At 29.7% G+C, this 21445-nt stretch carries 19 protein-coding genes and 1 tRNA gene; 7 read left to right on the plus strand and 13 right to left on the minus strand.

Going from position 1 to position 21445, the window contains the following annotated elements; all coding sequences use genetic code 11:
• Nucleotides 1-6: 6 nt before the first annotated feature.
• From CCC31_RS07275 to CCC31_RS07300, 6 genes are all read left to right on the plus strand, one after another.
• Nucleotides 7-579 (plus strand): V-type ATP synthase subunit E, encoded by a 573-nt coding sequence (locus tag CCC31_RS07275; RefSeq protein ID WP_022088772.1) that lies wholly within the window; start codon nucleotides 7-9, stop codon nucleotides 577-579.
• Nucleotides 580-590: 11 nt separating this feature from the next.
• Nucleotides 591-2357 carry a V-type ATP synthase subunit A gene (locus CCC31_RS07280; protein ID WP_022088773.1) on the plus strand — a complete coding sequence of 589 codons (1767 nt, stop codon included), beginning with the start codon at nucleotides 591-593 and terminating at the stop codon, nucleotides 2355-2357.
• A 12-nt stretch (nucleotides 2358-2369) separates the two neighbouring features.
• Entirely contained in the window at nucleotides 2370-3785 is a 1416-nt protein-coding gene (locus CCC31_RS07285) for a V-type ATP synthase subunit B (RefSeq protein ID WP_290850627.1), read from the plus strand.
• A gap of 23 nt (nucleotides 3786-3808) precedes the next feature.
• Entirely contained in the window at nucleotides 3809-4429 is a 621-nt protein-coding gene (locus CCC31_RS07290; RefSeq protein ID WP_022088775.1) for a V-type ATP synthase subunit D, read from the plus strand.
• 287 nt (nucleotides 4430-4716) lie between these two features.
• The gene (locus CCC31_RS07295) at nucleotides 4717-6165 is read left to right on the plus strand and encodes a D-alanyl-D-alanine carboxypeptidase family protein (protein WP_290850629.1); all 1449 of its coding nucleotides are present in this window, start codon (nucleotides 4717-4719) and stop codon (nucleotides 6163-6165) included.
• 29 nt (nucleotides 6166-6194) lie between these two features.
• Nucleotides 6195-6932 carry a tyrosine-type recombinase/integrase gene (locus CCC31_RS07300; RefSeq protein WP_022088777.1) on the plus strand — a complete coding sequence of 246 codons (738 nt, stop codon included), beginning with the start codon at nucleotides 6195-6197 and terminating at the stop codon, nucleotides 6930-6932.
• A gap of 48 nt (nucleotides 6933-6980) precedes the next feature.
• Here CCC31_RS07300 and CCC31_RS07305 read toward each other — a convergent pair whose 3' ends face one another.
• The 3 genes from CCC31_RS07305 to serS all read right to left on the minus strand — a co-directional run bounded on the left by CCC31_RS07305 (nucleotide 6981) and on the right by serS (nucleotide 9848).
• Nucleotides 6981-8000 carry a 3'-5' exonuclease gene (locus CCC31_RS07305; RefSeq protein WP_243003075.1) on the minus strand — a complete coding sequence of 340 codons (1020 nt, stop codon included), beginning with the start codon at nucleotides 7998-8000 and terminating at the stop codon, nucleotides 6981-6983.
• Nucleotides 8001-8442: 442 nt separating this feature from the next.
• Nucleotides 8443-8516, minus strand: a tRNA-Arg gene (locus CCC31_RS07310).
• A gap of 45 nt (nucleotides 8517-8561) precedes the next feature.
• Nucleotides 8562-9848, minus strand: coding sequence for a serine--tRNA ligase (gene serS, locus CCC31_RS07315; protein WP_290850632.1), 1287 nt, complete (start codon nucleotides 9846-9848; stop codon nucleotides 8562-8564).
• A gap of 336 nt (nucleotides 9849-10184) precedes the next feature.
• Between serS and CCC31_RS07320 the strand changes: the two genes are divergently transcribed.
• On the plus strand, nucleotides 10185-10922 hold the full coding sequence (locus CCC31_RS07320) for a phosphotransferase (protein ID WP_290850634.1): 738 nt from the start codon (nucleotides 10185-10187) through the stop codon (nucleotides 10920-10922).
• A 319-nt stretch (nucleotides 10923-11241) separates the two neighbouring features.
• On the opposite strand, the gene CCC31_RS07325 is transcribed toward CCC31_RS07320, so the two are convergent.
• The 10 genes from CCC31_RS07325 to yidD all read right to left on the minus strand — a co-directional run bounded on the left by CCC31_RS07325 (nucleotide 11242) and on the right by yidD (nucleotide 21425).
• Entirely contained in the window at nucleotides 11242-11730 is a 489-nt protein-coding gene (locus CCC31_RS07325) for a DUF4446 family protein (protein ID WP_022088781.1), read from the minus strand.
• Between the two features lie 76 nt (nucleotides 11731-11806).
• Nucleotides 11807-12748 (minus strand): ParB/RepB/Spo0J family partition protein, encoded by a 942-nt coding sequence (locus tag CCC31_RS07330; RefSeq protein ID WP_290850636.1) that lies wholly within the window; start codon nucleotides 12746-12748, stop codon nucleotides 11807-11809.
• Between the two features lie 262 nt (nucleotides 12749-13010).
• Nucleotides 13011-13781, minus strand: a complete 771-nt coding sequence (locus tag CCC31_RS07335) for an AAA family ATPase (RefSeq protein WP_022088783.1) — start codon at nucleotides 13779-13781, stop codon at nucleotides 13011-13013.
• A gap of 903 nt (nucleotides 13782-14684) precedes the next feature.
• Entirely contained in the window at nucleotides 14685-15014 is a 330-nt protein-coding gene (locus CCC31_RS07340) for a hypothetical protein (RefSeq protein ID WP_022089461.1), read from the minus strand.
• A gap of 80 nt (nucleotides 15015-15094) precedes the next feature.
• The gene (gene rsmG / locus CCC31_RS07345; RefSeq protein WP_260978574.1) at nucleotides 15095-15814 is read right to left on the minus strand and encodes a 16S rRNA (guanine(527)-N(7))-methyltransferase RsmG; all 720 of its coding nucleotides are present in this window, start codon (nucleotides 15812-15814) and stop codon (nucleotides 15095-15097) included.
• A 13-nt stretch (nucleotides 15815-15827) separates the two neighbouring features.
• The gene (gene mnmG / locus CCC31_RS07350) at nucleotides 15828-17708 is read right to left on the minus strand and encodes a tRNA uridine-5-carboxymethylaminomethyl(34) synthesis enzyme MnmG (protein ID WP_117910208.1); all 1881 of its coding nucleotides are present in this window, start codon (nucleotides 17706-17708) and stop codon (nucleotides 15828-15830) included.
• A 29-nt stretch (nucleotides 17709-17737) separates the two neighbouring features.
• Entirely contained in the window at nucleotides 17738-19117 is a 1380-nt protein-coding gene (gene mnmE, locus CCC31_RS07355; RefSeq protein ID WP_290850641.1) for a tRNA uridine-5-carboxymethylaminomethyl(34) synthesis GTPase MnmE, read from the minus strand.
• Between the two features lie 169 nt (nucleotides 19118-19286).
• Entirely contained in the window at nucleotides 19287-19910 is a 624-nt protein-coding gene (gene jag, locus CCC31_RS07360; RefSeq protein ID WP_117910210.1) for an RNA-binding cell elongation regulator Jag/EloR, read from the minus strand.
• A gap of 11 nt (nucleotides 19911-19921) precedes the next feature.
• Nucleotides 19922-21178 (minus strand): YidC/Oxa1 family membrane protein insertase, encoded by a 1257-nt coding sequence (locus CCC31_RS07365; RefSeq protein ID WP_022089466.1) that lies wholly within the window; start codon nucleotides 21176-21178, stop codon nucleotides 19922-19924.
• A gap of 10 nt (nucleotides 21179-21188) precedes the next feature.
• A complete protein-coding gene (gene yidD, locus CCC31_RS07370) occupies nucleotides 21189-21425 on the minus strand; it encodes a membrane protein insertion efficiency factor YidD (RefSeq protein WP_022089467.1) in 237 nt (78 codons plus the stop codon).
• Nucleotides 21426-21445: the final 20 nt, after the last annotated feature.

Below are 21445 nucleotides of genomic sequence, written 5' to 3' on the forward strand. Positions count from 1 at the left end.
CTTAGCATGACAATAGAAGAAAAAATGGAACATTTTAAAAATGTCTCCCTGGATAATGCATCCGCTAAAAGTAATGATATACTAACAGCTTACAAACAGTCTCTTGATGAACAGTTTGAAAAACATAAAGAAACAGCACTTTTAGAATCTAAGTCCGTTGAAAGCGCAAAACTAAATGCGGTGAGACTTGAAGTTAAAAGAGAACTTTCAAAAGTTCAGGCTGAAGTTCGTAGAACTGTTACATTACACCAAAACAAGCTGAAATCTCAAATTTTTTCAGCAGTTGTTGAAAAATTGAACGCTTATAAGAAAACAGAAGAATATAAAAAGGAACTTATATCACAAATCAACAAAATATCTTCAGATTTTAATGATACTACAGTAGAATTTTATATTGATTCAAGTGACGAATCTTTATTATCTGATTTACAAAGTCATACAGGTGCCGATATTAAAATAAGCACTGTTCCTTTTATTGGTGGTTGTAAAGCTATTATTTCAGATAAAAATATGTTAGTTGACAATTCTTTTAAAACAAAGCTTGCTGAGGAGCAGGAAAAGTTTACGATTTCAATTTAGGAGGCAGCCAGATGGTAAAAACAGGAAAGATATACGGTATTAACGGTCCTGTAGTTTATATAAAAGGAAAGACCGATTTTCAGATGGGTGAAATGGTTTACGTAAGCGAAGAAAAACTTGTTGGCGAAATCATTGGTCTTACATCTGAAATGACTACCGTTCAGGTATACGAAGAAACTAGTGGTCTTAAACCGGGCGAATTAGTTTATGGAACTGGAACTGCAATCTTTGTTACTCTTGCACCAGGAATCTTAAACAATATTTTTGATGGTATTGAAAGACCTTTAAGTAAAATCAGAGAAAAATCAGGCGCATTCATCAGCCGTGGTGTTAGTGTTGATTCTCTTGATACAACAAAAAAATGGGATGTTCACGTTACAATTAAACCGGGTGATTATGTATCCGGTGGTACAGTTATAGCAGAAGTTCAGGAAACAAAAGCCATTTTACATAAATCAATGGTACCCCCTTATATTTCTGGAACAGTTATTAGCGTTGTAGATGATGGTCCTTATACAATAAACGAAACTATAGCAGTAATAAAGAAAGACAATGGTGAAGAATTAGAATTGACTCTTACTCAGAAATGGCCAATTCGTACACCTCGTCCTATTAATAAACGTTATCCTGCCAGCCAGCCACTTGTAACAGGTCAGAGAATTCTTGATACTCTCTTCCCTATTGCCAAAGGTGGTACAGCCGCTATTCCGGGTGGTTTTGGTACAGGAAAAACAATGACTCAGCATCAGATTGCAAAATGGGCAAATGCCGACATTATTATTTACATCGGATGTGGTGAACGTGGAAACGAAATGACACAGGTTCTTGATGAATTCTCAGAATTAGTAGATCCTCGTTCAGGAAATCCATTGATGGACAGAACAACATTAATTGCAAATACATCTAACATGCCTGTTGCTGCCAGAGAAGCTAGTATTTACACTGGTTTAACTCTTGCGGAATACTACAGAGATATGGGTTACGATGTTGCTATAATGGCCGATTCTACATCTAGATGGGCTGAAGCCTTAAGAGAACTTTCAGGCCGTTTGGAAGAAATGCCTGCAGAAGAAGGTTTCCCTGCATATCTTGCAAGCCGACTTTCAGCATTCTATGAAAGAGCGGGTTATATGGAAAACCTTAACGGAACAGAAGGTTCTGTTTCAATTATTGGAGCTGTTTCTCCTCAGGGTGGTGACTTCTCAGAACCTGTAACACAGAATACAAAACGTTTCGTTAGATGTTTCTGGGGACTTGATAAATCATTAGCTTATGCAAGGCACTTCCCTGCTATTCACTGGCTTACAAGTTATAGTGAATATGTAAATGATCTTGCAGACTGGTACAACACAAATGTAGGTCCTGATTTTGTAAACTGCAGAAACAGAATTTTAGCTATTTTAAATAAAGAAAGCGAATTGATGGAAATTGTAAAACTTATTGGTAGTGACGTACTTCCGGATGACCAAAAGCTTATTCTTGAAATAGCCAGAGTTATACGTTTAGGATTTTTACAGCAGAACGCATTCCATGCTGAAGATACATGTGTACCTCTTGAGAAGCAGTTAAAAATGATGCAACTTATCCTTTATTTAAATGATAAGGCTTTTGAGATTATTAATCTTGGAATTCCTGTATCAGTATTAAAGGAAAACAATATGTTTGAAAAAATTATTTCTATCAAATATGATGTTGCAAATAATGAACTTGAAAAATTTGATGATTATAAACATGAAATTGATGATTACTATGCATCAATCATGGCTAGACATGCATAAGGAGGTACCAAAATGGCAATAGAATATTTAGGTTTAAGCGAAATTAATGGTCCTCTTATTGCACTTGAAGGTGTAAAAGATGCGGCTTACGATGAAATAGTAGAATTTTCAATGAATGACGGTGCCGAGAAACGTCTCGGTCGTATTATTGAAATTTACAAAGATAAAGCAGTTATACAGGTATTTGAAGGTTCAGAAGGAATGTCCCTTTCAAATACACATACAAAATTAACAGGACACCCTATGGAAATAGCCTTATCACCTGATATTTTAGGAAGAACTTTCAACGGAATTGGCCAGCCTATTGATGGTCTTGGTCCAATCGTTGCTGAAGAAAAGAGAGATGTAAACGGAAAACCACTTAATCCGGTTTCCCGTGAATATCCAAGAAACTATATTAGAACAGGTATTTCAGCTATTGACGGTTTAACAACATTGATTAGAGGACAGAAACTTCCTATATTCTCCGGAAATGGTTTACCTCATGATCAGTTAGCTGCACAGATTGTTAATCAGTCATCTCTTGGTGATGATGTTGATGAAGAATTTGCAGTTGTCTTTGCTGCAATGGGTGTAAAACATGATGTTGCTGAATTTTTCCAGAAAACATTTGAAGAAAGCGGAGCTTCTGAACACGTTGTAATGTTCTTAAATTTGGCAAATGACCCTGTTGTAGAACGTTTGATAACCCCAAAGGTTGCTTTAACTGTTGCAGAATATCTTGCATACGAAAAAAATATGCATATCTTAGTTGTTTTAACTGATATGACATCATTTGCAGAAGCTATGCGTGAAGTTTCATCTTCAAAGGGTGAGATTCCTTCAAGAAAAGGTTATCCCGGATACTTATACAGTGAACTCGCAACTATATATGAAAGGGCAGGTATTGTTGAAGGAGCAAAAGGTAGCGTAACTCAAATTCCTATTCTTACAATGCCTAACGATGACATAACACATCCTATACCTGACTTAACAGGTTACATTACAGAAGGTCAGATAGTTTTAGATCGTTCATTAAACGGACAGTCACTCTATCCTCCAATTAATGTGTTACCTTCCCTTTCACGTTTGATGAAGGATGGTATTGGTAAAGGCTTTACAAGAGAAGATCATCAGGATGTTGCTAACCAGTTATTCTCATCTTACGCAAAAGTTGGTGATGCAAGAGCTTTAGCATCAGTAATTGGTGAAGATGAATTATCACCTACAGATAAAAGATATCTTGAATTTGGTAAAGCTTTTGAGCAGCAATTTGTTGGTCAGGGACCAAATGTAAATAGAACTATTGAAGAAACACTAGACTTAGGTTGGAAGTTATTACATCTTCTTCCTAAAGAAGAACTTGATAGAATTGATACAAAGATTCTTGAGAAATATTACGATAGTGTATCTTTAAATAATGACGAAGAAGATTCTGATTCACTTTAATTTTTCAAACAAGGAGGTTTTTTATGGATTTAAATGCAGTACCAACCAAAGGTAACTTAATAGCCGCAAAAAATTCTCTTGCTCTTGCGAAACAGGGCTTTGAACTTATGGACAAAAAACGTAATATTCTTGTTCGTGAAATTATGGATTTAAATGCTAAAGCTAAAGACATTCAGGACGATATTGATAAAACATTTACTGAAGCTTACACTGCTTTGGAAAGAGCAAATATCGAACTTGGAATCCAAAATGTTGAAATATTTGCATTTAATGTTCCTCTTGAACATGATGTAAAAATAAAAAGTCGAAGTATCATGGGAACTGAAATTCCTCTTGTTACTAATAACGAATCTGTTCATAATCCTGTTTACTCTTTTTATGGAACTACAGAGTCTCTAGACAAGGCAAAAACTTGTTTTGAAAAAGTAAAGGATTTAACAATCAGACTTTCGATGATTGAAAATTCAGCTTACCGACTTGCTTATAATATTAAGAAAACGCAAAAAAGAGCAAATGCTCTAAAGAATATAACAATTCCAACATATGAAGGACTTGTTAAAACAATTTCTAATGCGCTTGAAGAAAAAGAGCGAGAAGAATTTACAAGGCTTAAAGTAATAAAAGCTAGAGCTGACGCAAAATAAAAATTAATATTCATACATTAACACGTGAAAATAGGATATTTTCTATTTCCACGTGTTAATTATTTATAAGTTAGTTTTCACATTTAATTAATACTTTTTTCACATTTATAAATTAGAATTTACAATATAGGACATTTTATATTTATTAAGTTTTAATGAATTTTTTGTCTTTTATATTCATTTATTTTGCTGTATACTATATTATGATATTTAGGTTAATTAAACTAATTTTCCATTTATTAAACTATTATAGATTATAACCAACATCAAAATATAGGAGATTAAGAATGAAACGTATATTATCTATGGTCATGATGATTGTTATTACGGTAACATCATTTGGCTTTTGTTCATATAATAGTAACTCTGTTGTAAGTGCAGATACTGTTTTCTGGCCTAGTGGACCGGGATTAGTTGCCGAAACTGCCGTAATGATTGATGCCTCTACCGGTTCAGTACTTTTTGATAAAAAATGCCATCAGAAAATGTATCCAGCCAGTATCACTAAAATCATGACAGCATTACTTACCATTGAAAATTGTAATCTTGATGATACTGTTACATTTTCACAGAGCGCTATTGACACTCTTGAACCTGAAGCAGCCAATATTGGAGCTGTCGTTGGTGAAGAAATGAGTGTTAAAGATTGTTTATATGCATTAATGTTGCAATCCGCTAATGAAGTAGCCTCTGCTTTAGCAGAACATGTTAGCGGAAGTATTGAAGAATTTGCCAAATTAATGAATAAACGAGCTAAACAGGCTGGTGCAAATGATGCTCATTTTGCAAATGCATGTGGACTTTTTAATAAAAAACATTATGTAACCGCTTACGATATGGCAAAGATTATGCAGGCAGCATTACAATATCCGGTATTTAGAGAAATTATTAATTCCTCAAGTTATACACTACCTACAGATAACAAGCGAAAAGAACCTCTTACTATAAGTCAGCGTCATCAGATGGTTCAGCCATGGAATTCCTTCCATTATGACGGAATCATTGGTGGTAAGACCGGTTTTGTAAATGAATCCGGAACAACTTTAGTAACAAGTGCTCAAAGAGACGGCATGACTCTTATTACTGTTGTTCTTAATTCGCCTGGTACAAATTCCTATGTGGATACAACAGCTTTATTAGACTTTGGATTTAAGAATTTTAAATTGACAAATGTATCTGAAAATGATACTAGATTTGAAAACAAATCAACATTTACTAACAATTTTGATTCTATATTTAAAACTAAGCTTCACAGATTATCATTATCTAAAGATGCTGTAGTTGTACTTCCAAAAGATGCTAATTTTGCTGATACAACTTCTACTATTACTTTAAACGAGGATAGTTCTGACGACAACAATACCGTTGCTACGATTTCTTACTCATATGGAAATCATACAATTGGAACTGCTCCTGTTTTGTATAGTGAAGTGTCAAATAAAATAAGTGTTAATGCCACTGTTACTCCTGAAGAATCGACTACAGTTGACACAGAAACTTCTGTAGATTCTGAAAATTCAAATAATTCTTCAAAAGTTTCTGACAAAGACACAACTAAAAAGACAACTAAAAAAGAAACTGTATCAAAGTCTCACTTTAAATTTAGTTCAGCTATATTTAAAATTATAATTATTGCAGTAATTTTAGTTATTTTAGCAGTAATTATTATCTTCTTTAAGAAGAAAATGGACCATTTAAATGCAGTAAGAGCTTCAAAAAGAAGACGTAACCGTTAAAAATCAATGAATTGAAAGGATGGGTTTATATGAATTGGGTTGCACCTATTAAGGATTCTGAAACATTATCAAAATTTAAAGAGGCATTGAAAAACACAGACTATAAATATTACATTATGTTTGAAATTGGAGTTGGAACAGGTTTACAACTTCAGGACATTTTAAATTTCAAAAACAAAGATGTTACTGACAAAGATGAAATCACAGTTGAAATTGGAACAAAGAACATCAAAAATACTTTCAAAATTCCAGAAGATTTGAAGGCAATTATTAAAGATTATACTAAGGGAAAAAATCCTGAAGCATTCTTAATTAGAGGACATGCTTCATCTGATAAACCGGTTTCAAGAGAACAGGCTTATCGAGTTTTAAGATCTGTTGGTCACAAGATTGGCTTAACTTCAATCGGAGCACAGACAATGAGAAAAACTTTTGCTTGGAATTATTATCATGAAACAGGTGATATTTACTACTTACAGAACTTATTTAACCATGCATCACCTTCAATTACATATAGATATATTGGTGAAAAGCCAAATATCGAGATTGTATTGAAGAAAATGACACCACAGGAAAATGAACGTAGCAGATATTTCTTATATCTTAACGGAAGTGGTAAGAACAGATTGAATAATATTATTGATGCTCTTACAAATATTAGAGATAATTTTGATTCTCCTACAAATAACGATGCCTTCTACGGTAAAGTTGATTGCTTATTAAATGAACTTGATTCATTGATGGAGAATTACAACAATACAAAATAATAATAATAAAAAGGACATGTTAACGTTCCCGTCTACATGTCCTTTTTATTATTTGTCATCCAATTCTGATTTTATTTCATCTTCATCCCATATTTCTTCGATGACAATCTCACTATCTAACGATTTTTGTCTTCTCTCTCGTCTTTTTTCCCTAATGCTTTCCTGTTTTTCTCTAATACTTTCTGCTCCCTCTTCATCAGTACTCCTCATGATTTTAACAACAAAGAAACTATCTTCTTCCCGAGGTTTAACTTTTATTTTTCCTCGAACATATCCATGTTCCTGACACTCACCCAAACAATAATACATTTTTCCACTGTCTGAGAACCAATCTATAAGAACTTTTAATGGTTTATCACACACATTACATTTCATACTGCTTACATCCCTGTCAAAAAACATCTCATCTTTACTTAAAAATTCCCTTGAAATATATTTTGTATAAGTAGGAAATCTAACAAATACTTCTTCTTCCTTAATTCTAGGAGAATAAAAAGTATCAATTGAAAGCATTTCTTTTACTTTATCAAAATCCATTGCTTTCATTACTTTAGCAGTATACTCTGCATCACATATAGCTCTATGGAATTGTTCATCTTCTTTGATATTCAATTCTTCAACTGCATATGACAAAGTTCTCTTTATATGACCATCTTCATAACACAAACTGTACATTTTTTGCAAATCAACATAAAATAATGGAAATTCTAATATTCTTTCCATCCCATAATGTTTCATGTTCTTCTGCAATTCTGTCAAATCCATTGATCCCCATGTACAAAAGATATAGTCATCTCCGCACCAATTTAGAAAATTTCTTATCACTTTTCTAAAATCTTCACCCGAATTTAACTCTTCCATTGTCAAATGAGTAATTTCCTGGATTTTATAATGCAATCTTTTATAAACTCTAGGTTTTACAACCTGCTGAAATTCATCTACAACTTCTAAATCATCGTTTACTTTAACTGCACCTATTTCTATTATTTCAAATGGTATGTCAGGATGATTATTGTTTTTACCATAAGGATTCTGATTCCATTCCAAATCCATTACAATATAATCCATAATCTCGGTTTTATAACCTTTCCTTTAAATATCGTACTTTACAATTGTATTATAGCAATTGTAACATTTGAGTAATAGGGTATTACACGTACTTTACAATTATCTTATTATTTTAATTACTTGTCAATATGTATTACATTTATATTTTATTTATCTATTTGATTTAATTGTTTATTTTATTCTTAAAAAGTAATAATCTCCATTTTATAGTTTATTTGTTTCTTAATTTTATCCCATGTTTGGCAAAGAGACTTTCTTAAATATTTATTTAAAAATTTAATATTTATTTAAAAATTTATTTTCTTAAAATTTTGTGTTACCATCATTCCTGACAAATAATCAAATTCTGTTTTATTTAAATATTTATTTCCATAAACAATATATTATTCTAAAATAAAAAACCGAAAACTTTGACTACAAAGTTTTCGGTATAACATCCAGGCGTCGCTAAGAGGAGTCGAACCTCCGGCCTACCGCTTAGGAGGCGGTCGCTCTATCCAACTGAGCTATAGCGACATTTATAAAATTTTTCTGAATTTATCTTGTTTTTAAATATTTTAACTATTTCTTAGGAACAATTTTTTCCATTCCACCCATATATGGTCTTAAAACTTCAGGAATATTTACGCTTCCATCTGCATTAAGGTTATTTTCCAAAAATGCAATAAGCATACGAGGTGGTGCAACTACTGTATTGTTAAGAGTATGAGCAAAATAGTTTCCTTCTTTTCCTCTAATTCTTATAGAAAGTCTTCTTGCCTGAGCATCTCCTAAGTTAGAGCAACTACCAACTTCAAAATATTTCTTCTGTCTTGGTGACCAGGCTTCAACGTCAACTGATTTAACCTTAAGGTCTGCTAAATCTCCTGAGCAACACTCCAAAGTACGAACCGGAATATCCATGCTTCTAAATAAATCTACTGTGTTCTTCCAAAGTTTGTCATACCACATCATGCTATCTTCCGGCTTACAAATAACGATCATTTCCTGTTTTTCAAACTGATGAATTCTGTAAACACCTCTCTCTTCGATACCGTGAGCACCTTTTTCTTTACGGAAACATGGTGAATAACTTGTAAGTGTGTAAGGAAGATCTTCTTCATTTGTATGTGTTCCAATAAATTTACCAATCATTGAATGTTCACTTGTACCGATTAAGTAAAGATCCTCTCCCTCAATCTTGTACATCATCTGATCCATTTCATCAAAACTCATAACACCTGTTACAACATTACTTCTAATCATAAAAGGAGGTACGCAATAAGTAAATCCTCTATCAATCATAAAGTCTCTTGCATATGAAATAACTGCTGAATGAAGTCTTGCAATGTCTCCCATAAGATAATAGAATCCATTTCCTGCAACCTTTCTTGCAGCGTCTAAATCAATACCATTAAATTTTTCCATGATATCTGTATGATATGGAACTTCAAAATCAGGAACTACTGGTTCACCAAATCTTTCAATCTCAACATTTTCACTATCATCTTTTCCGATAGGAACTGATTTATCAATAATATTTGGAATAACCATCATTCTCTTCTTGATTTCTTCTTCTGTTGTTTTCTCTTCATCTGTAAGTTCATCAATTCTTGCATTACCTGCAGCAACTTTAGCTTTAACTTCTTCAGCTTCATCTTTCTTTCCATCTTTCATTAATCCACCAATTAATTTTGAAAGACTATTCTTTTCAGCACGAAGTGCTTCAACTTCCTGCTTTATTTTACGATTCTTTTCGTCTAATTCAATAACTTCATCTACTAATGGAAGTTTATGATCCTGAAATTTATTTTTAATATTCTGTTTTACAACTTCCGGGTTGTCTCTGACAAATTTAATATCTAACATTTCTTTTCTCCCTTTGCATAAAAATTTTTACTTTTACACGCCATTTCGATTATAACCCCAACACCCTATTTTTGCAAGTTTTCTGTACAATTCGTCGATTTTTCTTTTACTTTTTTATACCTATTTGTTATGCTTATATTATAGTTATTTTAGACAATATATTATGTTACTTCTAGTAAATTTTTATGCATTATGGTATAATAACCTTCAAATAAATAATTTAATTTTTTATTAAATATGAAATCGAATGAACTTTATTTATTTTCTATAAATGTTTCTGACGATTAATCACTATCCAGATATTTTAGTAATACATTTTATATGAGGAGATTTATTATGGAATTACAATTGATGAATGAAAGACGTCATAATAAAATATACAACGACGAAAGTTATACATACAAAATTTTTAATATTGATTACGACAAGAAAGATGTTTTTCAAGAAGCATTTATTACTTCTAAGGTTGAAGAACTTGATGCACACGCTCCTTTTATTGACTCTGTTTATAAAAAATACGGACAGTGGTGTATCAAATTTGATTTAATTAAAGGTGAATCTCTTTTTTCACTTATTAATAATAATCCTGAAAATATTGAAGAATATATTAATAAATTAGTTACTATACAGACTTCTATTCATACTAATTTTTGTACTGCTATTCCAAGACAAAAAGCAAAATTACAATATGGAATTAAGAATTCAGGTTTAGATGAATCAACTCAATTTGATTTACTAGAAATGCTTGATTCATCACCAAAGCATAAAAAATTATGCCATGGAAATCTTACTCCACACAATATTATTATCTCAGGTGATGATTATTGCGTTTTAGATTGGAATCATGCATCTCAGGGAAACGCCAGTGCTGATATTGCACGTACTTATATTTGGTTTAAAATAAATATGCCTGAATATGCTGAATTATATTTAGATTCATTTTGTAATATGACAGGAACAACTAAACGTTATGTAAACCAATGGCTTCCAATTGTTGCAGCTGCAAGAATTTATAAAGATAATCCTGAAGAATTTGATATTTTAAAATCAATGATAAAAGTAAATGAATATTAATATAAGTACGAGTATTAATTTAATTACTAATAGTTTTTATTAATATAAGCATTGTATTTATTAATAATTATTAACTTTTCGTGTTATTTATTAATTACTCTTAGATTTTTATCCATAATTATTAATAAACATATTACCAATATTCTTATATTAACCACAATTGATGTTGAATTTTTTATTAAATTCAATTTCATAAATAGGGTCATGCCCTAAAAAAAATGAGATTAGTCTATATTTTAACTAATCTCATTTTTATTATTTTTGATTATTATATTTATCTAACTTACTCTCTAATATTAAACTATGATGTTAACCTTTATTATGAATTCATTGCTTTTTCTAATGCTTCTTTTTCTTCTTCTCCTAATGTAGCGTAAGCTTCACCTTTAATTATTTCTTTGATATATGTGTAACTTCCTTCTCTTCCATGCATTGTATTCAAGATAAATCCGGTATTTTCACTATCTAGCATACATAATGCAAAGCTTAAGTTTCCGCCCATTTCTTTAAATGCATTATATTTTACAATTCCTAACTTCTGGAACACTGAATTTATTCTATGAACAGATTCTTCTACTTTAATCATTGTCTTTTGATGTTCTACATTTATTTTTTCAATCTGTTTAAAACTCTCTCTTATTGCTCCATCAAGATTTTCTGCATTTTTTCCTTTCATAAACTTATCATATTTTTTCATTAACTTATTTAATTTCATACTTTGCTTAATGTATAAAATAAGAAAAATCAAAAACATTACTACAACTGTAATAATATATGTATATGCACTGCTAAATATTTCCTGTATCATTTTCTTTCTCCTTTATTTTTCATTTTTACATTATAAGACTGTTTTATTAATTTGTATATATTAATATTTTGCAAATTTACTCATGAATTCCACTGAATAATTCTATCAGTCTTTCTAATTCTTCACTTGAATAGTATTCTATTTCAATTTTTCCTTTACCGTTCTTTTTTGGATTAATTGAAACTTTAGTTCCCATTACTTCTTTTAATCTATCCTGAATCTGATCATAAACAGCCTTATCAACAGGTGGAATTTCCATTCTTATTTGCTTTGGTTTAAGTATATTTTTTACCAATTTTTCTGTTTCTCTTACACTTAATCCCTTTTCAATTACAGTTCTTGCTGTATCTATCTGCAATTCTTCATGTTCAATTGCAAGTAATGCTCTTGCATGTCCCATAGACAACTCCTGATTAATAATCATCTCTTGGACATCTTCTGCTAATTTTAATAAGCGCATTGAATTTGCAATTGCAGCTCTACTTTTTGACATCTTTTTAGCAAGTTCATCCTGTTTTAAGTTATATTCGTTAATAAGACTCTTATATGCAATTGCTTCTTCTATTGGATTTAAATCTTTACGCTGTATATTTTCTATTAAAGCAATTTCCATTACTTCCTGAGGTGTATATTCTTTTATTACAACCGGTAATTCCTTTAAACCAGCTATTTTAGCTGCTCTCCATCTTCTTTCACCAGCTATAATTTCATAATAATCTTCTTTTTTCTGAACAATTATTGGTTGAATAAGTCCATGAATCTTTATAGATTCAGCTAATTCCTCTAATGCATCTTTATCAAAATTTTTTCTTGGCTGTTCTCTATTTGGTTCAATATCATTAATATTAACTAACGTATCCTGAGGTACCTTTACCTCTTTTACAACTTCCTTTACAACCTCTTTTACCACAACTTCTTTTTCTTTATCTTCATTTTTCTTTGGTTTGATGGCTGCACCATAATTGGGTATCATTGATTCTAATCCATTTCCCAATCCGCCTTTTTTTGGTCTTGGCATAATATTCTCCTTTATACTTCTTATTTATATTTAGTTTACATAACTTTTTTAGTTTATTTTATATATGAAAATTTAATAATTATTTTTTTAAATGCATATTTTTAACTCGTTTTTTCTAAAATCCCTGCATATCCATATATAAATATGTATTTTTTTTTTATTATTTATACTATTTTACAAGTCATACGTCATTTATTTAAGCAATTATAAATTTTTAATTTTTATTTACTACTTATCTATTTTTATTATTTTTATTTACTACTTATCTATTTTTATTATTTTTAATTACTTCTTTTGCTAAATTCATATAGGCTACAGATCCTGCTGATTTGGCATCATACATATGTATAGGAAGCCCATAACTAGGTGCTTCTGCCAATCTTACATTTCTCGGAATAATTGTTTTATATATATTTAAATGCATATTTTCTTTTACATTATCTACAACCTGGTTAGATAAATTTGTTCTAGCATCATACATCGTAAATACTATACCTTCAATTTCTAATACCGGGTTAATTCTTTCCTGAATTAAATTTATAGTATAGATTAACTGTGAAAGTCCTTCTAAAGCATAATATTCACATTGGATTGGAACTATAACCGAATCAGCTGCAACTAAAGCATTAACTGTTAATACATTTAATGATGGAGGACAATCTATAATTATATAATCATATAAGTCTTTTACTCCTTCTAATGCTTTTTTTAGTATAAATTCTCTTTCATCCACTCCTATTAAGTCTATTTCTGCTCCTGATAGGTTTACATTTGATGGCAAAACATTTAAATTATCTACAATACTACTTGTCAAGCACTCTGATAACCTACATTCTCCAATAAACATATCGTAAACTGTCTTTTCTAGTTCCTGTTTTATAATACCGACCCCACTTGTAGCATTTCCCTGTGGATCAATATCAACTAAAAGTACTTTTTTACCTCTTTCTGCTATACATGCAGACAAATTTATAGCTGTAGTTGTCTTACCAACTCCACCTTTTTGGTTTGCAATTGCAATTATTTTTCCCATTTCAATACCTTTCTATATTTCAAGTAATTTAATTCATGTTTTTAACAAATATTATTGTATCATAGTTCCTTTTTCAAATCTATATTAATGTTTCACGTGAAATATTAATTTTTTATTAAACTTTCTGAATTTCTGAACTATTTATAAATACATAATATTGTTTTAGATATTTCATTTCTATTTTATTTAATTATTTTATTGCTAATAATAAAAATTAGCAGATATATACTACAAATAATATAACTATTTTTTATTATTACTATTACATAAGTAATATATATTCTATATTACTTATAAAACGATTAATTTTACAAATATAATTATTTAATTTATAAGATTTAATGTATTCTATTTATTTATATAGTTTATTTTAAATATGTAATTTATTCTATTTATGTAATTAATTTTATTTACTGAAGTTAATGTACTTTATCTATTTTTATTTTTATAATTTAATGTAGTTTATCTATTTATATTAAATTATATATATTTTATCTATTTATTAAATGTATAGTAAAAATTTTTGTTTCTACTTAACTTTATATAATTAACTTATTATTAATTATATAATTTTAATATATTCACTTAGAAACTATAATTGTTTCACGTGAAACAACTATAAATAAATATATATATATTTATATTTATTTACTTTTATTTTTATCTTATATGAATTATGTTATTAATATTTTACTAATGTTTCACGTGAAACATTACTTAATTACTAAATTAATATTTGTTTTAATAATGATATTCTATAATTACATAAAAGCAAGCACTTATATAGGTAAATATATATTGTTTTTAATTATTTTCAATTTATAATTAATTGATTATTTAAGTTAATTTATCTAGTTTTCAATAAAAAGAGGAATGTTTCACGTGAAACATTCCTTCTTTTAACTACTTACTTATTTCTTTTAAACAAACATTTATTTCTGATATTTCTTTATCTATTTTTTTTATATTTTCAGCTAATTCATTGTTAATTTGTGCTATAGTAACAATCTTGGTTCCTAATTCCTTTATTTCATGCTGATTAAATGTATTTGTTTCTCTAAATTTAGGTGAAAATATTTCTAAAGCTTCATCTGATATACTTTTCATTCTCTCTATAATAATATTTGTCTCTATTATTTTCTGCCTATTACTATTATATTTAGAAACGCATTTTTTTCTCTCATCTGTCAGCTTTTTAATTCTGTTTTCTAAATATTCTTTAGTTTTTTTCATATTTTACTCCTAACAACTAAATAATTAGCCTATATCTGTATTTGTAATTACATAGATACATTTAACCAATATACATAAACTTATATTATAGGTTCTTTTGAAGGTAACCCTGGTTTTCTAGGATATTTTTTAGGTGTGTTTTTTATTTTCTTGATATTAATAATTTTTCTCTTTATATCTGTATCAGGTAAATTAAAATCAACAATTTCCTCTATTTCTCCACCTAATACTTTAATTGCATTTTTTCCAATATTAATTTCATTCATGCATCCATCAGCTTTGTAACAAATAAAGTAGCCATTTAATTTAATGAATGGAATACAATATTCTGAAAGTGTTGATATATTAGCTACTGCTCTTGATACACATAAATCATATTTTTCTCTGTAATTAGAATTTTTTCCTAAATCTTCAGCTCTACCATGAACCAATTCAATTTTATCCAATCCAAGTTTATTTGTTACTTCATTCAAAAAGAGAAGTCTTTTATTTAAAGAGTCCATTAGAGTAATTTTCAAATTTGGAAACATAATTTTAATAGGTATTCCGGGAAATCCTGCACCGGTTCCAACATCAATCAGACTTTCATCTCCATTTAATTTAATACTTTTAACTAAAGATAAACTATCAACAAAATGCTTTTCAATAACCTCTTCAAACTCTGTAATGCCTGTTAAATTCATTACCTTATTTTTTTCAACCAACATTTCATAATATTTAAGAAATTGACAACATTGTTCTTCACTAATATTTATATCTAATTTTTCAATATGATTTCTTATAAATTCAATTTTATCCATATATACCTACTTTTTATTTATTTTTATGCTGTTCCATATATATAAGAAGAACTGAAATATCAGCTGGTGAAACACCTGATATTCTAGACGCCTGTCCTATGTTTATAGGTTTATACAATGTAAGTTTCTGAACTGCTTCTTTTCTTAAGCTTGATACCAATGTATAGTCAAAATTTTCAGGTATTTTTTTATTTTCCAACTTTTTAAATTGAGCAACCTGCTTCATTTGTCTTGAAATATAACCATCATATTTAATATTTATATTTATTTGTTCAACAATATCTTCAGGTAAGTCTTTCTTTTCATCGTCAAAATGACTTATTTTTTGATAATCCAATTCAGGTCTTCTTATTAATTCAGCTAATGTTGTTCCTGTCTTAAGTGGAGTACTGCCAACAGATACTAAAAATTCCTGAACTTTTTTGTTAGCACCTATCGCATATTTATTTAATCTCTCTATTTCTTCTTTAATTACTTTCTCTTTATAGCAAACATAATCATATCTTTCTTTTGAAATCAATCCAATTTCATATCCAATCTTTGATAATCTAAGATCGGCATTATCCTGTCTTAATAATAATCTGTATTCTGCTCTTGAAGTCATCATTCTATAAGGTTCGTGACTTTCCTTTGTAACTAAATCATCAATTAATACTCCAATATATGCTTGTGATCTATCAAGAACCAGCATTTCTTTTCCCTGAACTTTTCTTGCAGCATTAATTCCGGCAATTATTCCTTGTGCTGCAGCTTCTTCATATCCTGAACTTCCATTAAACTGACCTGCACTAAATAATCCTGAAATATTCTTAAACTCAAGACTTGGCAATAATTGTCCATATTCTATACAATCATATTCTATTGCATATGCATTACGTACAATTTTAACATTTTCAAGTCCCGGAACTGTTTTGTACATAGCATACTGAACATCCTCAGGTAATGATGATGACATTCCACCCAAGTACATTTCATTTGTATACATTCCTTCCGGTTCTATAAAAACCTGATGTCTGTTTTTATCTGCAAATTTTACAACTTTATCTTCTATTGAAGGGCAATATCTAGGTCCCGTACCTTCAATCATTCCTGAAAATAATGGGGATCTGTTAATATTATCCCTTATAATCTTATGAGTTTCTTCATTTGTATATGTTAGCCAGCATGAAATCTGTTCTTTTTGTACACTTTCAGAATCTGTTTCGAATGAAAAAGGAACTACCTTTTTATCACCAAACTGTTCTTCCATTTTACTAAAATCTATAGAACGTTTATCTACTCTTGCCGGAGTACCTGTTTTAAATCTACGCATTTTTATGCCATTCTTAATTAAAGAATCAGTTAATAAATTTGCAGCCATAAGACCGTTTGGTCCTGTATATTGGCAAATATCTCCGTATATACATTTTGCTTTTAAATAAACTCCTGTAGCCAAAACAACTGCTTTTGCATAATAAACTGCACCTGATGCTGTTTTTACTCCTGTTATTTTTCCATCTTCAACTAAAATTTCTGCAACTTCAGCCTGTCTTATTGTTAAATTATCTGTATTTTCAAGAGTTTTTCTCATTTCTCTTGTATATTCCTGTTTATCAGCCTGCGCTCTTAATGAATGAACTGCAGGTCCTTTGGATTTATTTAACATCTTAGATTGGATAAATGTTTTATCTATATTTTTTCCCATTTCTCCACCAAGAGCATCTATTTCTCTTACTAAATGTCCTTTAGAAGTTCCACCTATATTAGGGTTACATGGCATTAAAGCTATGCTATCTACGCTTACTGTAAATACAATAGTATTATTTCCTAATCTTGCAGACGCAAGTGCCGCCTCGCATCCTGCATGTCCCGCTCCTATAATTACTACATCATATTTTTCTTCTACATGTGCCATTTTATTTTCCTCTCCAAATAGAACTTTTATTATTTTCCCATACAAAACTTACTAAATATCTCATTTACAAGGTCATCTTCTACGCTCTCACCAATAATTTGTCCTAAATATGTGTATGCATCCATTAAATCAATAGAATAAAAATCTTCAGGCATATCATTCTCTACTGATTTTATAACCTCTTCAATACTATTCTTTGCATTAATAAGTGATTCTTTTTGTCTTGCATTTGTAATATACAATTCATCATTATATTTAACTTTTCCTTCATAAAATAAATCTCTTATTTTATTTTCTAATTCATCTAACCCATCTCCTGTTTTTGCAGAAAATGTAATTACAGGTTTATTGTCAAATTCAGAAACATTCTTTTCGTTTATAATTGTTCCTAAATCAGATTTATTAAGTAAAACAATTGCCTGTTTATCTTTTATCAAATTAATAATTTCTTTATCATTTTCATCTAATTCTTTCGATGCATCTGCTACAAATATAACTAAATCACTTTTTTCAGCAAGTTCTTTTGCCTTATTTACACCGATTTGCTCAACTACATCTTCAGAATCTCTAATGCCCGCAGTATCAATTAAATTAAGAAAGACACCATTTAAATTAATGCTTTCTTCTAGAGTATCTCTTGTAGTTCCTTCTATATCAGTAACAATTGCTCTTTCTTCCCCAAGAAGTAAGTTCAATAAAGAAGATTTTCCTGCATTTGGCTTGCCTAAAATTACAGTCTTAACTCCTTCTTTAACAATTCTTCCATTATCAAAATTGTTAATTAATCTTGAAAGTTCACCATTAACCTCTTCAAGAATCTTACTTAATTTATCTGAATATCCATCAATGCTTATATGCTCAGGGTCATCAAGTGCTGATTCTATAAAAGCTATATTATAAATAATTTTTTTTCTTAAGCTTTTGATTTTTTCAGAAACTCTTCCATTTAACTGCTCTATTGAACTTGATAAAGCAAATTCATTTTTTGCATTTATTACATCCATGACTGCCTCTGCCTGAGACAAATCCATTCTTCCGTTTAAGAAAGCTCTTTTTGTAAATTCACCCGGCTCAGCTGTTCTTGCACCATTTTTTAATACAATTTCCAATATCTTTCTAATAACTATCATTCCACCATGACAATTAATTTCAACTACATCTTCTCCTGTATATGAATGTGGTCCATTCATAACTGAAACCAGTACTTCATCAATTACTTTATCATTATCAACTATATGCCCATAGTTAATTGTATGTGATTTTACATTAACTAATTTTTTATCACTATTTACTGATTTAAATATTTTATCTACAATTTCAACTGCTTCATCACCACTTACTCTTATTATTCCTATTCCGGAATTACCTGATGCTGTTGCAATTGCTGCTATTGTATCAACCACTTTCATCTCATTACCAAGCCTTTCAAATTAATCAACTTTTTGTCATTAATTTTTCTTTACTCAAGATGTGCAAATTAACTACACATAATAAGCCATAATAATTTAGTATAACACATATTTTTCAAAAAGAAAACGTAGCAGTTATAACTGCTACGTTTACCTATGTTATATTTTATTATCTTTTTAAGATTACAACAACATGTCTGTATGGTTCTTCACCTTCACTCTTTGTTGTAACATATTTATCATTCTGTAATGCTGAATGAATAATTCTTCTTTCATATGGATTCATTGGCTCAAGAGATACCGGTTTCTTAATTCTCTTAACCTTAAATGCAATGTTTTTAGCAAGATTTTCAAGAGTAGCTTTTCTACGTTCTCTGTAGTTTTCTGTATCTAATTTTACTCTTAAATATTTTTCGCTTTCTTTATTAATAACGAGACTTACAAGATACTGTAATGAATCAAGAGTCTGCCCTCTTTTTCCAATAAGTATTCCCATATCATCTCCTACTAAATCAATATTTACAACACCATCTTCTTCGTTGATATCCATATTAATTTTTACAGTTAATTCCATTGCTTCAAAAACTTTTCCTAAAAATTCTCTTGCAATGTCTTCAATTGACTGATTTTTTCTAGCTTTAATGACTGCAGGCTTACTTCCTATTCCTAAGATTCCGTTACTGCCTTTGCTAATAACTTCATACTCTAACTTATCAGTTGTTGTTCCTAAATCAACACATGCATTAGTTAAAGCATCATCGATATTCTTTCCTGTATATTCCTTAAAATCCAACACTTTCACCTCTATTTTTTGTTTCTTTCATTAAAGTCATTTACCATATTTACTCTAGAACCAATGCTACCGTTCTTTTTCTTCATATTTTTCATTTTAGCTTCTTCAATTATCTTTTCTTTTTCTGCAAAAGATTTAGTTGAATTTGCTTTGCTTGAAACTGACTTTGTATTTGTAGATGCAGCCTTTAATACCTGTTCTCTATAAACACCGTTTTTCTCATTTCTAGCAATTCTTTTCTGCTCAGCTTTTTCTTTATTCTTTTCAATAATTTCGTTAACATCCATTTTCTTTAAATGCATATTAATAAATATCTGCTGAATCATCATAGCTGCTGAACTTGTTACCCAATAAATACCAATACCTGATGCAAACATATAACACATATAAACTGACATCAATGGCATCATAATATTCATCATTTTCATTGAACCGGCCATTGGATTATCCTGTGTATTTGTTGCTGCACTATTTAATTTCATTGATAATGTAACACTTAAGAACTGAGTTAAACCAGCTAATACAGGAATTAACAATACTAAAATAATAGGTAATCCTGCTTTAAGCATCTGTGATGGTGAATCACTTAAGTTATAACAAAAGAAATTGTTAATATTATGAATATGATCATAAGCTTTATCAACTACTGAACTATCAATAGTATCAACTAATTTACTTAAACTAAATCCATCAACTTTTAATGTTGCTCTGTTGTATCCTGACATAACATCAATACAATTATTAACCTGCTGTGTTGTTAAATCAGAAAATGAATCTACTTTATAAGTAAAGAATTCTTTAATCTGACTTCCATTCATATTTTGTAATATTGTCAAATAATAATCTTTAACAGAACTTACATATGCCGGAATATTCATAATAACTCTATATAAAGCTAAGATAATAGGCATCTGAATAAGTAACTGTAAACAACTTCCTGTAGGTGAAACACCATACTTATCATATACAGCCTTAATTTCTTCCTGCTGTGCAAGCTGTGATGCCTGATCAACTTTATTTTTATATTTTTTCTGAATTGCCTGAATTTCCGGATTCATTACTGAATTCAATTTTGAAAATTTCTGTTGCTTAATTGTACTTGGAAGCATTAACATTCTAATTACTACTGTAAAAACAATAATACATAATCCAATACTTTCAATTCCTATAGAAGAAAAAATAAAGTAAATTGCTTCAAGTATTTTTCCTAATATCCAAGCAAATGGCATTAATATACCACTCTGCTGTGTAGCTAATAATAATTCCAATTATTCCTCCTTAAGGCACAGGATCATAGCCCCCTTTAGAGAAATGGTTACACCTTAAAATTCTCTTTATGGCTAAAAACGATCCTTTTAAAGGTCCATATTTCTGTAAAGCTTCTATGGCATACTGAGAGCATGATGGTATAAATCTGCAACAAGGCGTAATTTTCATAGGTGAAATAAATTTTCTATAAAATTTTATACATCCTATAAGAATAAAATTTATACCTTTAGATAATTTCTTTATCATCTTCATATACCCTCCCATAA

Origin of the sequence: Eubacterium sp. LMAG:50 (assembly GCF_008680265.1) — a bacterium.
GTDB classification, from domain to species: domain Bacteria; phylum Bacillota; class Clostridia; order Lachnospirales; family Lachnospiraceae; genus Eubacterium_U; species Eubacterium_U album.